Origin of the sequence: Streptomyces natalensis ATCC 27448, assembly GCF_000935125.1 — a bacterium.
Classification (GTDB): Bacteria; Actinomycetota; Actinomycetes; order Streptomycetales; family Streptomycetaceae; genus Streptomyces; species Streptomyces natalensis.
The window spans coordinates 817764-831274 of the sequence record NZ_JRKI01000029.1; the positions used below are offsets into that span (position 1 = coordinate 817764).

A 13511-nucleotide genomic window follows, 5' to 3' on the forward strand; every position below is an offset into this window, starting at 1 on the left:
TCAACCACGGACATCCTGCCCCGCCATGGGCGCCCCGTGCCGCATCACGGGGCGGAGAGGCTCCGCCGGGCGAGGGGGGCGGCCGAGCAGGACGGTCAGCAGCGCGCCGAGCAGCGCGAGGGCGCCCGCCAGCAGGAAGACCGCGGACAGGCCGGCGGCGGCGTAGGCGGTGCCCAGGAGGGCGATGCCGAGGGCGAGGCCGAGTTGGCGGGCGCCGTTGGCTGCCGCGGCGGCGACACCGCTGTGGGCCGAGGGCGCCGCGGCCATGGCCGTGGCCGGCAGTACGGGCGAGACCAGCCCCGCGCCGGCGCCGGTGAGGACGAGGCCGGGGAGTAACACCGGCCAGGACGAGCCGGTTTGCGCGGCGAGCAGGGTCAGATCGCCGATGCCCACCAGGAGGCAGCCGCCTGCGATGGCCCACCGCGCGGGGACCCGGTGCAGTGCGCTGCCGGCCAGCGCGGAGGTGACGAAGAAGGCCAGCGGCTGGGCGGTCAGGACGAGCGAGGTGGCGAACGCGCCGAGTCCGTCGTGGTGCTGGAGCCGGAGCGAGAGCACCGGCAGGAAACCGAAGGCGGCCGGATAGTAGGTGCCGGAGGCGATCAGCAGTCCGTTGAAGGCGCGGGTGCGGAACAGGGCGAGGGGGAGCATGGGGTGCGCCGAGGCCCGTTCGACGAGGACGAAGACGAGCAGCGCCGCGGCGCCCACCGCGAAGCCCAGGAGCGTGACGGGATCGCCCCAGCCCCGCTCGCCGCCGCGGACGAAGCCGAAGGTGACGCCGGTCGCGGCCAGGGTGAAGGCGGCGATCCCCGGCCAGTCGATGCGGGCCGGGGTACGGGCGTCGGCGGCCAGCACCTTCCAGGACAGCAGCAGGGTCGCCAGGCACAGCGGGACCGCGCCGTGGAAGAGCCAGCGCCAGGACAGGAACTGGGTGAGCATCCCGCCCGCGACATTGCCGACGCCCGCGGCGGCCCCCGCGACCGCGCCCCAGACGGCGAAGGCGCGGGCCCGGTCCCGGCCGCTGTAGGTGAGGCCGATCAGCGGCAGCAGGGTGGCGAACATCGCGGCGCCGGCGATCCCCTGGACGGCGCGGGCGGCGATCAGCAGCGGGGCGTCGGGGGCCGCTCCGCAGGCGAGGGTGGCCAGGGTGAAGACGGCGAGACCGAGGAGGTAGAGCCGTTTGCGGCCGAGGGTGTCGCCGAGCGATCCCATGCCGAGCAGCAGTCCGGCCAGGGCGAGGGTGTAGACGTCGACGATCCATTGCAGGGCGCCGAAGTCCGCGTGGAGGTCGCCGGCGATGCGCGGCAGCGCCACCGTCACGATCGTGGCGTAAACGAGCAGGAGGAAGGTGCCGAGGCAGGTGGCGACGAGGGGCAGCCACGTGCCGCGGCCGGCCGAATTCCGGTCGGGCAGGGGTGAGTTCATACGGCTCACCCTGCTGTAATGCTCTTATGCAGCTGAACCCTTACGGGCGCGATCTCGTCCGCTTTGTGATCGACCTCACGAACACGCCTCCGACCTGCGCCGGGGAGCTGGCCGAACGCTGCCGGGCGGGCGGCATGCTCCTGGAGGACCCCGTGACGGACACGGATCTGACCGAGGTGCTGGCGTTCCTGACGCGCTGGGCAAAGGTGGTGGACGCCGCCACGGACGCCCGCCGGGCGGCCCTGCTCAACGAGCTGCTCGCGGAGTTCGCCGAGCATCCCCGGCTGACCGACCACGGGGGCGGCATCTGGCACATCCACTATCGCGACGATCACCGGACCCCGGCCGGCGTGCTGTGCGCGGTGGCCGCCGTCGGCACCGCACTGCATCTGACCTCTCTGGGCATGCACCGGCTGGGCCGCTGTGCGCTCGCCGACTGCCGCCGGGCCTATGCCGACTTCAGCCGCGCCGGGCGGCAGCGGTACTGCTCCCCCGCCTGCGCCAATCGCGATGCGGTGCGCCGGCATCGCGCCAAGAGGGCGACGATGAGCCGATCATGACGGGTTTTCCGCCCCGTTCATCCGTCAACTATTCGTAAATGTCGGCCAATTCGACGGCGACTTCCAGCCACCCCGCACTCCGCTCGACTACCCACACACGGCGCGGCACCGCACCGTTTCGGCCACCCTCGGCCCCCGCGATCGCCGCTTTCCCTGCACGCCGGACCCGCTCCGGACACATTCCCGGCACGTTCCTGCGGCGTTGGCGGCGCCGCCACCCTCCGTACAGTGAGCCGTCGCCTGCTCAGGCCAACCGGCGAGTATCTGACGCTGCGCCAGGTCAGCGGGAAAACGTCCAAAGACCAACTGCGATTAGCGGACGCTACTTTCCGGAAGCATGCGATCACATGTAGCGTTCGACTGAACCTGAGCCGCGGCTTTGCACCATGTCACGGCCGGGCCACGGGACTGGGCGTGCACGCTTCCGGTACGAACGGAGCGAAAAGCCCCGCCGACCGCACCGGGGGCGCGCCGCGCTCGTCCCGTAGTGCCGTTGCACACCGAACGTCGAGCACCGCCATGTCTCTGTCCGTACACGCCTGCTTTGCAAGAGGAATGGGCCCAGATCATGTTTATGAACTCCTCGACGACCCTTGTCTTGCGACCAGAGTCGGAGTTCGGCCTGCCGGCCGACGCCGCCCCCGACGACGGGCCTCCGCTGGCGGTCGACCGGCTTCCCGACGGCAAGTGGCAGCTGACCCTGCACGACCTCGAACCGGTGTCGGTCCACCGGCTGCCGGACGAGGTGCACATCATCCTGGCCCCGCCCTGCGGGGAGCCACTGCGCCCCACCACGGCGAAGACGCCGCCGCCCCCGGAGCCGGCCCCGGACCCGATACGGATCGATACCGCGGCCCGCACCGTATACATCGAGGGACGTCAACTCGATCTGCCACGGCTGGAATTCGACCTGCTCGCCCACCTGGTACTGCACCCCCAGCGCGCCTTCACCCGGCAGCAGCTGATGGACGCCCTGTGGCCCACCTGCCGCTCCAGCGCCCGCACCGTTGACGTCCACATCGCCCGCCTGCGCCGCCGACTGGGACCGGGCTGCCGCGACTGCATCAGCACCGTCTTCGGCATCGGCTACAAATACCTGCCGACCCCCTGAACCGTCCCGCATCCCTCACCCGGCCGGTTCCCGCACCCGGCACGGTCGTTCTTCGGCCCTGTACGCCCCCACACCGGCGCCCCCCGTACGCCGGTGCGGGGGCCGGGGCACGAGGTCATCCGGCCGCCGGCCGCGCCGGCCCGGGCTCCTTGCGGACGAAGGCGCGCCGCAGGGCGTGGTACGGCTGGTCCGGGCCGAAGAACTGGGCGTGCATCCGGGCCAGTTCGTCCGCCCGGTAGGCGGCGAGCGGCCGCCGCGCCTCATCCCGTTCCCGGGTGGCCTTCTTGGCGGCGATCCGCGGCTGGCAGGCGGCCGACGCGGCCAGCCGGGCGGCGAGGCGAGCGGTCGGTGCGGTGAAGTCCTGCGGGGCGCAGTCGACGATCCGGTCCGCCAGCCCGCACCGCTGAGCTGCGGCGGCCGTGACCGGCAGCGCCCGCTCCATCAGCTCCGCGGCCGCCTCCGGGCCCACGCGGCCGGGCAGGGTGTAGGTCCAGTACTCGGATCCGTACAGCCCCATCAGCCGGTAGTGCGGATTGAGCACCACGCCCGAGCGGCACCAGACCTCGTCGGCCGCCAGCGCCAGCATCGTCCCGCCCGCCGCCGCGTTGCCGCCCAGCGCCGCGACCACCAGCCGGTCGGTGGTGGTCAGCACGGCGTGGACGAGGTCGTCCATGGCGTTGATGTTGGCCCAGGACTCCTCGGCGGGGTCGGCGGCGGCCTCGATGACGTTGAGGTGGATGCCGTTGGAGAAGAAGTCCCGGCGGCCGCCGAGGACCAGCACGGACGTCGGCCGGGAGCAGGCGTGGCGGTAGGCGGCCAGCAGCCGGCCACAGTGGTCGGTGGACATCGCGCCGCCGGGGAAGGAGAAGCGCAGAAAGCCGACCGGGCCGTCCTCGTGGTAGCGGATATCGGCCCAGGTGCGTCCCGCGGCGGTGCCGTCGTCCGCCTCCAGCGGCGCGGGGATCTCGGGTACGGACGGCAGCCGGTCGCCCAGCGCCAGGGTCGCGGGCAGTTTGACGGTACCGGGCCCGCCCGGGGTGCGCGGCGGGCGCAGTTCGGGGATCCACACCGCGCCGTCGACGGTCGCCCGGCAGATCGCCCCGCACCGGGTGGCGAGGATGTCGCCCGGCTCGCCCTTCAGGGTGTCCTCGGGGTGGCCGCCGTGCAGGAACCAGGTCGCGCCGAGGAGTTCATCGCGGACGCCGGGCCGGGAGTCGGCGGCGCGCAGGGTGCGCAGGACCGTCGCGGCCGGGGCGCTGCGCCAGTCGATCCGGCGCTCGCCCTGACGCAGCGGCGGCCGGGCCCGGCCGGGCCGTTCGGCGGCGGGGAGGGAGTGCTGGGGCCGCGGGCGGTAGGTGCCGGAGGCGAAGCGCGCGACGGCGGTGTGGACCGCCGCCATCGCCGCATCGGCGATCTCCCCGCGGTAGAGGTCGCTCTTGCCGACCTCGGGGACGGGACAGTCCGCGGCGGCCCACACATCGCCCGCGTCCATCTCGTCGTTGGCCTGGAGCACGGTGACGCCCCAGCGGTCCGCGCCCAGGTGCACCGCCCAGTCCACGGAGGACGGCCCACGGTCGCCCACGGGGCCGGGATGCACGATCAGGCAGGTGTAGGCGGACCACACCTCCCGCGGCACGGCCGTGGTGAGCATCGGCGCGATGACCAGGTCCGGGGCGTGGCTGCGTACGGTCGCAAGGAGCGGTGTGCGGCGGGTGACCAGCTCCACGGACACCTGGTGCCCGGCGTCGCCGAGTTCGGCATGGACGCGCTGTGTGAGGCTGTTGAACGCGCCGGCGATGAGCAGGATGCGCACGGCAGACTCCCCTGAACTGGTACCGATGAGCCGTCGGCCGTGATCGTTGCGCAGAAGCCGGGGCGGGGCACCGGACCCGCGGTGCGGGTCATCCGATCGGTGGCCGCCGGGCGGCGCAATGGGCGGATACCAGGACAGATTCCATGACGGAGCAATGAACTTCCCCTGGCGGAACGTTACTCTTGATTGACATCGACTTGGCGATTCTTTTACTTTCGAATCCTCGGGAGGCGTGCCCCCACCAGCGCAAAGCCCCCGTGGTGGCTATGAACGGAAACATCCCGTCATTTCCTGTTTTCACTGAGGAAACCTGGCGGGTGCAGGGTGGGGACGTCCGGCGGACTCGGGACACAGGACACAGGACAGGCACGGGGGGAACCATGGGGAACGGAACCGGCATACCCGGCGCCACCGGCACCACCGGTGTGCTCGCTCTCGTCCTTCGCCGCCTGCGGCGCCTGCGGCGGATGAGCCGTGTGCCCCTCGCCGCCTTCGTCGCCGCACTCGCCTTCATCCTGGCCGGTGCGGCCACCGCACCCGCCCTGGCCGCCCCCGCGCCGCCGGCCGCCATGGGCGCCGAGTCCGCCAAGGCGGCACCGGTCGCCGACTCCGACGCGGACACCGGCGGGGACTGCGACGGCATGGAGGACGAGCGCGGCGGGCCGTGGCGCGCCGCGCGGACCGCGGTCGGCGTCCCGCAGCACAGCGGGCGGCCGCTTCCCCCCTGCCGTACCGATCCGACCTCCGCGCCCGCCGTCGTGACCGGACCGGTGCCGGACGGCAGAACGGCGCGGGCCGCCGCCTCGGCCGGACCGCTCGAACTCCCCGTACTGCACTGCGTATTCCGCTGCTGAGCGGTGCCCGGTGGCCGTCGCCACCGCTCGCGCACCGCATATTCGCGCCACCCCACGGTGGCCTCACAGCAGGAGACCTCCTCGTGGAGACCTTCATCCAGCATGCCCGCGGCCGCACGGCCCGGATCGCCGAGCGGCGGGAGGAGCGGGAGTCCTATGGCCGGCTCGCCGCCGGGCAGTCCCCGCTCGCCCTGTTCATCACCTGTTCCGACTCCCGGGTCGTGCCGTCCCTGATCACCGGCGCGCGGCCCGGTGAGCTCTTCGAACTCCGTACGGCGGGCAACGCCGTCCCCGAGTACCGGGAAGGCACCGCGCCGAGCGCGGAGGCCGCCACCATCGAGTACGCCCTGCGGGTCCTGGGTGTCGCCGACGTCGTCGTCTGCGGTCATTCGCACTGCGGCGCGGTCGGCGCGAAGATCCGCGGCGAGGATCTGACCGGCGTCCCGGCCGTACGGGAATGGCTCGACCGGCAGCTGTCCGACGCGCTGCCGAAGGACGAGGAGCCGACGGTGGCCGCCGCGGTCCAGCAGCATGTGCGCGAACAGCTGGGCCGGTTGCGCCGCTACCCGTGTGTGCAGGAGCGGCTGGCCGCCGGCGAGGTGACGCTGCACGGCTGGTTCTACGAGGTGCACACCGGGCTGGTGGCCGCACACCAGCCGGCCTCCGACCTGTTCCTCCCCCTGTGAAGGCGGGTGCGTACCTCATGAAGAACGCACGACTCGCCGTCTTCCGGGCGGACTTCGCCGCCTCCCTCGTCGTCTTCCTGGTCGCCGTCCCGCTGTGTGTCGGGGTGGCGGTCGCCTCCGGCGTACCGGCCGAACTGGGGCTGGTCACCGGGATCGTCGGCGGGCTGCTCACCGGACTGCTGCCCGGCAGCAGCCTCCAGGTCAGCGGCCCGGCCGCCGGACTGACCGTGCTGGTCTTCGAAGCCGTCAAGGAATACGGCCTCGGGGCGCTGGGCGCACTGGTGCTGGCGGCCGGTGTGCTCCAGCTGGCCATGGGCGCGCTCCGGCTCGGCCGGTGGTTCCGGGCCATCTCGGTCGCCGTGGTCCAGGGCATGCTCGCCGGCATCGGCCTGGTCCTGATCGCCGGACAGGTCTACGCCCTCACGGACGCCAAGGCCCCGGGCGGGGGCCTGGCCAACCTCGGCGGGCTGCCCGGCCTGGTCACCACCACCGCGGGGTCCGGGCCCGCGCTGACCGCGTTGGCCATCGGTGCCGCCACCATCGCCGTCCTGGTGCTGTGGCCCCGCTGGCGGCCCGCCGCGCGGATCCTGCCGGCCCCGCTGGCCGCGGTGGCCCTGGCCACCACCGCGGTGGCGGTGCTGGACCTCCCGGTGGCCCGGGTGCGGGTCAGCGGACTGCTGTCGGCGATCCAGCCGCCCGGCCTCGCCGACCTGGGCCGGCTCGCCGATATCGGCGTCCTGGGCACGGTTTTGGCGTTCACCCTGATCGCGTCGGCGGAGTCGCTGTTCAGCGCGGCCGCGGTCGACCGGCTGCACACCGGGCCGCGCACCGACTACGACAAGGAGCTGATGGCCCAGGGTGCGGGCAACGCGGTCTGCGGGGCGCTCGGCGCGCTGCCGATGACCGCGGTGATCGTGCGCAGCGCCGCCAATGTCCAGGCGGGCGCCCGGACCAAGGCGTCGCGGGTGCTGCACGGCGCCTGGCTGCTGCTCTTCGCCGCGGCCTTCCCCGCGGCGCTGGGCGTCGTGCCGGTGGCCGCGCTGGCCGGCATCCTCGTCCACGCGGGCTGGAAGCTGATCCCGCTGCGCGAGCTGCGGCCGCTGTGGCGCGAACACCGCGGCGAGGCGGTCGTGCTGCTGGCCACCGCGGTCGCCATCGTCACGGTCAACATGTTCGAAGGTGTCCTCATCGGGCTGCTGATGGCCGTGGCCAAGACGGCCTGGGAGACCTCCCACGTCCATCTGGAGATCGACGCCCCGGACGGCGACGGGCCGGTGCGGGTACGCGCGGTGGGCAACGCCACCTTCCTGCGGCTGCCCAAGCTCCTCGACCAGCTCGACGCGCTCCCCCAAGGCCGCGAGGTCGCCCTCGATCTCAGCGGTCTGCGCCATCTCGACCATGCCTGCGGCACGGCACTGACGAACTGGGCCGAGGCGCACCGCCGCAGCCGCGAGCGGACGGCGGAACCGGTGTCCTGAACCGGACTCGGCGCCGGAACGGGCGGGCCGGGGGCTACGGCTCCCGGCCCGCCCGTGCGTCGGGGTGAACCGCGCGGCCCAGCGGCGCGGCGGGGGAACGCTGCGTGCGCGCCGGTCGTTGAGTGGGTCGAGTGGACGTCAGGACTGTCACGAGGGGACGGACGACGGTATGCCTCTTCAGGGTGAGTACGCGGCGAGCCCGGCGCAGTGGGTGCGCGATCAGGTCGCGCTGTACGAGAGCTCCGGCGGCACGGAGGGGACGACGATAAGGGGCCTGCCGGTGGTGATCCTCACGACCCGGGGCGCCAGAAGCGGGAAGATCCGCAAGAGCCCGCTGATGCGGGTCGAACGCGACGGCACCTACGCCGTGGTGGCCTCCGTGGGCGGCGCTCCCGAGCACCCTCTGTGGTACCGCAATGTGCTCGCCGATCCACGGGTCGAGCTCCAGGACGGCCCGGTGCGCCGGGACATGACGGCCCGTGAGGTCACCGGGGAGGAGAAGGCCCTGTGGTGGGGCCGCGCGGTCGAGGCGTTCCCCGATTACGCCGACTACCAGGAGAAGACCGAGCGGCAGATCCCGGTGATCGTGCTGGAGCCCGCGGCCGCGGAGCACTGACGGGCGGTCACCGGACGGCGCCGCGGCCGCCCGTCCACGGGTCCACGGATCCGCGGGTCCACGGGTCCACGGGTCCACGGGTCCACGCTCCGCCCACAAGGCTGCCCGCAGGTCCGGCTACAGGCCGACGAGCGTGACCTCGGTCGCCTTGACGCTGGTCCAGACGGCTGCGCCGTCCGCCAGGCCGAGGTCCAGCGCGGCCTGCGGGGTCACCTCGGCCACCAGGTCGGGGGCCTTGGGCGAGGTCACCAGGATGCGCAGCCGGCTGCCGGCGGAGGTGATTTCGCGGACGGTGCCGGGCCAGACGTTACGGGGGCTGCCCGCGGGCCGGTCGAGGTGGACGGAGACCGCCTCGGGGGCGATGATCGCCAGCGCCCGGGTGCCGTCGGGCAGGGGGTCCGCGGCGATCAGCTGCCCGCCGCCGTCGAGCCCGAGCCCGTCGGCGGTGGCGGTGCCGGGCCAGGCGTTGCGGCCCAGCATCCGGGCGACCCAGGGCGAGCGGGGGTGGCGGGTCACCTCGGCGGGCGGCGCGTCCTGAAGGGCGCGGCCGCCGTCGAGGACGAGCACCCGGTCGGCCAGCGAGACCGCTTCGACGGGGTCGTGGGTGACGATCAGACAGACACCGCCGAAGCCCGCGAGATGGCGGCGCAGGGTGTGCCGCACATGGGCGCGGGTGGTCTGGTCCAGGGCGGCGAGCGGTTCGTCGAGCAGCAGCAGCCGGGGGCGGGCGGCCAACGCCCGTGCCAGGGCGACGCGTTGGGCCTGTCCGCCGGAGAGCTGGGCGGGTTTGCGGTGGGCGAGGTGGCCGACGCCGAGCCGGTTGAGCCACTGCTGGGCGGTGCGGCGGGCCTCGGCGCGCGGCGTGCCGTGGGCACGCAGTCCGTATGCGGTGTTGGTCAGGGCGCTCAGATGCGGGAAGAGCGCGCCGTCCTGCGGGACCCAGGCGACGCCGCGCCGGTGCGGGGGCAGCGCGCTGACGTCGGTGTCCCCGAGGCGGAGGGCGGCGTGGGCGCGCGGGGTGAGGCCGAGGAGGGCGCGCAGCAGGGTGGTCTTGCCGGCGCCGTTGGGGCCGACGACGGCCAGGGTGGTGCCCGGTCCGGCGTCCAGGGTCAGTTCGGTGAAACCGGTGACCTCGGCGCGCAGCGGCCAGTGGCTCTCGGGGGCGGGGGGTGCGGCGTCGGCGGCCAGGGCGGGGGCGGACTGCGGGGCGGCGTCTGGGGTGGTGAGGCCGGTGGTGTCTGCGTCGGGGAGGGCATCGGCGCCGGTGGTGTCGGCCAGGCGGACGGAGCGGGTGCGGGCCGCGCGGTCGGCCGTGCTGCCGGTCCAGCGGCCGCGCAGCGCCACCAGGACGGCCATCGCGATGACCAGCAACAGCAGGGAGACCGAGGTGGCGACCTCCGGGGAGTCCTGGAGCAGCAGATAGACCTCGAGCGGGAGGGTCTGGGTGGTGCCGGGCAGGTTGCCGGCGAAGGTGATGGTGGCGCCGAATTCGCCGAGCGCGCGGGCCCAGGTCAGCGCGGCGCCGGCGGCCAGGCCGGGGGCGACCAGGGGGAGGGTGACGGTGCAGAAGACCCGTACCGGGGAGGCGCCGAGGGAGGCCGCCGTCTCCTCGTAACGGGGGCGCAGACCGGCCAGGGTGCCCTCCAGGCTGATGACCAGGAACGGCATCGAGACGAAGGTGGCCGCGACCACGGCGCCGGAGGTGTGGAAGGGCAGGGTGAGGCCGAAGGCGTCCTCCAGCCAGGGGCCGAGCAGCCCGCGGCGGCCGAAGCCCATGAGGAGGGCGACGCCGCCGACGGTCGGCGGCAGCACCATCGGCAGCAGGACCAGCGAACGCACCAGCGCCTTGCCCGGGAAGCTGACCCGCGCCAGCAGCCAGGCCAGCGGCACCCCCAGGAGGAGCGAGAGGCCCAGCGCCCAGAAGGAGACCAGCAGCGAGAGCCGGAGCGCTTCGGTGACGCCGGGGCTCGTCAGATGGTCGCCGATGTCGCCCCAGGTGGTGCGGGCGAGGATGCCGCACAGCGGCATCAGCAGGAACGCGATGGCCAGCAGCGCGGGCACGCCCAGCGCGAGGGGGGCGCGGGTGCCGGGGGTGCGGGGCCGGGCCGTCCGGGGTGCCGCCTTCGGCCGGGGCAGCGTGCGCGGACGGGTCATCGCGGGTCCGGTGGGGGTGTCATCGCGGGTCCAGGGGTCGCGGCGGGAAGGGTCGGGCGGGGGCGGCCGAACCGTACCCGGCCGGGCGGGGCCGGGCCGCGTACGGCGAGGGCGCCGCAGGGGGCCGTCCGCTCCCCCGAGCCGGACGGACCCCTGCGGCGCCGCGGGACCGTTACGGCTTCATGAAGCCCGCGTCCCGCAGGATCTTCTGCGCCTCGGGGCTGCTGAGCCACTTCACGAACGCGGCCGCGGCCTTGGCGTGCTCGGAGTACTTCAGCGTCGCGGCCGGGTAGGAGGCGACGGCGTTCTGCGCGTCGGGGATGTCGACGGCGTCGATCTTGTTCGGCGCGGTCTGGGCGTCGGTCTTGTAGACGATGCCGGCGTCGGCCTCGCCGAGCTCCACCTTGCTGAGCACGGCACGGACGTTGGCCTCCTGAGAGACCGGCTTGACGTTGAGCTTCTGGGCGTCCAGGACCTTCTTGCTGTAGCGGCCGACGGGCACCTCGGGGGCGGCCAGGACGACCTTCAGCTTGCTGTCGGTGAGGTTCTTCAGGCCCGTGATCTTCTTGGGGTTGCCATGGCCGGTGGCGATGACCAGGCGGTTCTTGGCGATGACGGTCGGATCGGCGGCGTCCGCCTTCAGCCCGTCCATGGTCTTGGTGTCGGCGGTGACCAGGGCGTCGGCGGGGGTGCCCTCCCGGACCTGGGCGGCCAGTTCCTGCGAGCCGGCGAAGGAGAACGTGACCTTGGTGCCGGGGTGTTCCTTCTCGTAGACCGCCTTGGCCTTGTTGAAGACATCGGTCAGCGACGAGGCGGCCAGCACGGTGAGGTCGGCCTTCGGGACACTGCCGCCCGACTTCCCCGCGCCGTCCTTCTTCCCGGTGTCGTTGCCGCAGGCGGCGAGCGGGACGAGGAGGGCGGCGGTGACGAGAGCGGCGGCGGTACGGCGCCGGGTGACGACTCGGGACATGGGCGGGACTCCTTGTGACGCGGGCGGCGAACGCCGCCCGAGCGGATGGTGACCAGCCGCGCCGTGGACGGGCGACGCCGCTGCGGTGAGGCAGCCGACCGGTGGGGACGGTGGGTGCGGTTCGGGTGGTGCGCTGGTGTCAACGCGATCCGGGTGCGTGAGGCAACGCGGTCCGGGCGGGGCGTACGGGGGCGGCCCGTGCGCGGCGCCGCGGGAGCGGGCCGTCGCGGTTCAGGTGCGGTCGATGTGCACGCTGGTGGACTTCACGCGGGCGGTGGCCTGCATGCCGACCTCCAGCCCCAGCTCCTCGACCGCTTCCCGGGTCAGCAGGGACACCAGCCGGTGCGGCCCGGCCTGGATTTCGACCTGGGCGGCCACATCGCCGAGCTTGACGGCGGTGACGATGCCCGGGAAGGCGTTACGGGCCGAGGTGTAGGAGGCGTCGTCGTCACCGGTGCCGTTCTGGGCGACCTCGATGGAGAACGCGGCCAGATCCCGGCCGTCGATCAGGCGGCGCCCGCTGTCGTCGCGATGGGTGGCGACCTTGCCGGCATCCGCCCAGCGCCGGGCGGTGTCCGGGCTGACGCCCAGCAATCGCGCCGCCTGGCCGATTGTGTAGGACTGCATGTGCGACAAGATAGGCAGCATTGGCTGGCATTTGCAATTCTTTTGGCGAATGCATATAGCATCCGCAAGGCCCATTGGAGGAAGAGCCAAGGACTCCTTTCCGGTCACCGGCGCCTGCACTGCGCACCCGGACGCCTGCGGGGAGTGCGGATAGAGTGCAAAGGAAAGCGGCATAACGGAAATACCCGATATCTGACTCTTCCGCAGAGGCGCCCCTCATGAGCTTGAGCATTCGCAACCAAATTCCCGGCACCGTCACCTCCATCACCACCGGCGAGGTCATGGCGACGGTCAAGGTCCGGCTGGACGGCGGACAGGACATCACCGCCGCGATCACCCTGGAGGCGGCCAAGGACCTGGGGCTCGCGGCGGGTTCGGCGGTCCGTACGCTGATCAAGTCCACCGAGGTCGCCCTCGCCACCGGCGCGGTCGACGGGCTGAGCATCCGTAACCAGATCCCCGGCACCGTGGAGGGCGTCTCCACCGGCGGGGCGATGGCCGGGGTCAAGGTCAGCGTGGCGGGCGGTGAGCTGACCGCGGCGATCACCAAGGATGCGGTCAACGACCTGGAGCTGACCGCCGGCTCGCCGGTCACCGCGCTGATCAAGTCCACCGAGATCTCCCTGGCCACCGCCTGACCGCGGCGCCTCGACGGCCCGCCCCACCGCACGCCCCCGCCCGGCCGCGGGCCTCAGGTTCCGTCCGCCACGGCGCACATCCCCGGCACCGCGCAGGCGCCGACCCAGATCCCGGTGATCGCGCTGATGTACCGCGCCCCGCAGCGATCCGAGGGCACCACCAGCTGGCTGCCCGCCTCGTCCAGCGCACGCCCGTCCAGCGCGGTGGCCAGCAGGATCGGCGAATCGCCGAAGTCCGCGTCCAGCTCCGCCCAGGAGACCACCGTGTGGTGCCCGTCGCCGCCGGTGACGGACAGGAGGAAACGGGAGCGGTCCTTGCGACGGCGGGCGTCGAAGGCCGGGCCCGCCGCATCGATGACCTCCCGTAGCAGCGGCCCCTCGAAGGTGTGGTGCTGCGGCCCGTTGGTGGCGCAGTCGAAGACCACCTCAGCCCGCCGCTGCGCCCAGCGCTCCCGCAGATCCGCGACGGTCAGCGCGAGCGGGTGGCGCAGCTGACCGCGGATCACCAGGCGCCGGAGACCGGCGGGTACGGAGACGGGGCGGGGCGGCGGCGGGCTGAGTCGGCTCATTCGAGTCCCCCTC

Annotated in this window: 13 protein-coding genes; 7 read left to right on the top strand and 6 right to left on the bottom strand. The window is 73.3% G+C overall.

Going from position 1 to position 13511, the window contains the following annotated elements; genetic code table 11:
* Nucleotides 1-1422 carry an MFS transporter gene (locus tag SNA_RS23070; protein ID WP_044366466.1) on the bottom strand — a complete coding sequence of 474 codons (1422 nt, stop codon included), beginning with the start codon at nt 1420-1422 and terminating at the stop codon, nt 1-3.
* 26 nt (nt 1423-1448) lie between these two features.
* Between SNA_RS23070 and SNA_RS23075 the strand changes: the two genes are divergently transcribed.
* Nucleotides 1449-1982, top strand: coding sequence for a CGNR zinc finger domain-containing protein (locus tag SNA_RS23075; protein ID WP_030067292.1), 534 nt, complete (start codon nt 1449-1451; stop codon nt 1980-1982).
* Nucleotides 1983-2580: 598 nt separating this feature from the next.
* Nucleotides 2581-3093: a winged helix-turn-helix domain-containing protein gene (locus SNA_RS23080; RefSeq protein ID WP_420823499.1), complete on the top strand. Its 513-nt coding sequence runs from the start codon at nt 2581-2583 to the stop codon at nt 3091-3093.
* Between the two features lie 115 nt (nt 3094-3208).
* Here the strand turns inward: SNA_RS23080 and SNA_RS23085 are convergent, their stop codons facing one another.
* Nucleotides 3209-4906 (bottom strand): enoyl-CoA hydratase-related protein, encoded by a 1698-nt coding sequence (locus SNA_RS23085; protein ID WP_044366468.1) that lies wholly within the window; start codon nt 4904-4906, stop codon nt 3209-3211.
* A 380-nt stretch (nt 4907-5286) separates the two neighbouring features.
* Here SNA_RS23085 and SNA_RS23090 point away from each other — a divergent pair, with 380 nt between their 5' ends.
* The 4 genes from SNA_RS23090 to SNA_RS23105 all read left to right on the top strand — a co-directional run bounded on the left by SNA_RS23090 (nt 5287) and on the right by SNA_RS23105 (nt 8540).
* Nucleotides 5287-5760 carry a hypothetical protein gene (locus SNA_RS23090; RefSeq protein ID WP_030067297.1) on the top strand — a complete coding sequence of 158 codons (474 nt, stop codon included), beginning with the start codon at nt 5287-5289 and terminating at the stop codon, nt 5758-5760.
* Nucleotides 5761-5843: 83 nt separating this feature from the next.
* Nucleotides 5844-6446: a carbonic anhydrase gene (locus SNA_RS23095; RefSeq protein ID WP_044366471.1), complete on the top strand. Its 603-nt coding sequence runs from the start codon at nt 5844-5846 to the stop codon at nt 6444-6446.
* Between the two features lie 17 nt (nt 6447-6463).
* Complete coding sequence (locus tag SNA_RS23100; protein ID WP_044366474.1) at nt 6464-7924, top strand: SulP family inorganic anion transporter; 1461 nt, start codon at nt 6464-6466, stop codon at nt 7922-7924.
* A 169-nt stretch (nt 7925-8093) separates the two neighbouring features.
* Entirely contained in the window at nt 8094-8540 is a 447-nt protein-coding gene (locus SNA_RS23105; protein WP_030067300.1) for a nitroreductase family deazaflavin-dependent oxidoreductase, read from the top strand.
* A gap of 117 nt (nt 8541-8657) precedes the next feature.
* On the opposite strand, the gene SNA_RS23110 is transcribed toward SNA_RS23105, so the two are convergent.
* The 3 genes from SNA_RS23110 to SNA_RS23120 form a co-directional block, all read right to left on the bottom strand.
* A complete protein-coding gene (locus SNA_RS23110; RefSeq protein WP_044366476.1) occupies nt 8658-10694 on the bottom strand; it encodes an ABC transporter permease in 2037 nt (678 codons plus the stop codon).
* Nucleotides 10695-10866: 172 nt separating this feature from the next.
* The gene (modA, locus tag SNA_RS23115) at nt 10867-11664 is read right to left on the bottom strand and encodes a molybdate ABC transporter substrate-binding protein (protein ID WP_030067304.1); all 798 of its coding nucleotides are present in this window, start codon (nt 11662-11664) and stop codon (nt 10867-10869) included.
* A 231-nt stretch (nt 11665-11895) separates the two neighbouring features.
* On the bottom strand, nt 11896-12291 hold the full coding sequence (locus SNA_RS23120; protein WP_030067305.1) for a TOBE domain-containing protein: 396 nt from the start codon (nt 12289-12291) through the stop codon (nt 11896-11898).
* 218 nt (nt 12292-12509) lie between these two features.
* On the opposite strand from SNA_RS23120, the gene SNA_RS23125 reads away from it, so the two are divergent.
* Entirely contained in the window at nt 12510-12929 is a 420-nt protein-coding gene (locus SNA_RS23125) for a TOBE domain-containing protein (RefSeq protein WP_030067306.1), read from the top strand.
* A 53-nt stretch (nt 12930-12982) separates the two neighbouring features.
* On the opposite strand, the gene SNA_RS23130 is transcribed toward SNA_RS23125, so the two are convergent.
* Complete coding sequence (locus SNA_RS23130; RefSeq protein ID WP_030067307.1) at nt 12983-13498, bottom strand: molybdopterin-dependent oxidoreductase; 516 nt, start codon at nt 13496-13498, stop codon at nt 12983-12985.
* Nucleotides 13499-13511: the final 13 nt, after the last annotated feature.

What these genes read in the sequence shown, in the direction of transcription:
- SNA_RS23070 (WP_044366466.1), bottom strand. Translation starts at nt 1,422, where the DNA reads ATGAACTCACCCCTGCCCGACCGGAATTCGGCCGGCCGCGGCACGTGG.
- SNA_RS23075 (WP_030067292.1), top strand. Translation starts at nt 1,449, where the DNA reads ATGCAGCTGAACCCTTACGGGCGCGATCTCGTCCGCTTTGTGATCGAC.
- SNA_RS23090 (WP_030067297.1), top strand. Translation starts at nt 5,287, where the DNA reads ATGGGGAACGGAACCGGCATACCCGGCGCCACCGGCACCACCGGTGTG.
- SNA_RS23100 (WP_044366474.1), top strand. Translation starts at nt 6,464, where the DNA reads ATGAAGAACGCACGACTCGCCGTCTTCCGGGCGGACTTCGCCGCCTCC.
- SNA_RS23105 (WP_030067300.1), top strand. Translation starts at nt 8,094, where the DNA reads ATGCCTCTTCAGGGTGAGTACGCGGCGAGCCCGGCGCAGTGGGTGCGC.
- SNA_RS23110 (WP_044366476.1), bottom strand. Translation starts at nt 10,694, where the DNA reads ATGACCCGTCCGCGCACGCTGCCCCGGCCGAAGGCGGCACCCCGGACG.
- modA (WP_030067304.1), bottom strand. Translation starts at nt 11,664, where the DNA reads ATGTCCCGAGTCGTCACCCGGCGCCGTACCGCCGCCGCTCTCGTCACC.
- SNA_RS23120 (WP_030067305.1), bottom strand. Translation starts at nt 12,291, where the DNA reads ATGCAGTCCTACACAATCGGCCAGGCGGCGCGATTGCTGGGCGTCAGC.
- SNA_RS23125 (WP_030067306.1), top strand. Translation starts at nt 12,510, where the DNA reads ATGAGCTTGAGCATTCGCAACCAAATTCCCGGCACCGTCACCTCCATC.
- SNA_RS23130 (WP_030067307.1), bottom strand. Translation starts at nt 13,498, where the DNA reads ATGAGCCGACTCAGCCCGCCGCCGCCCCGCCCCGTCTCCGTACCCGCC.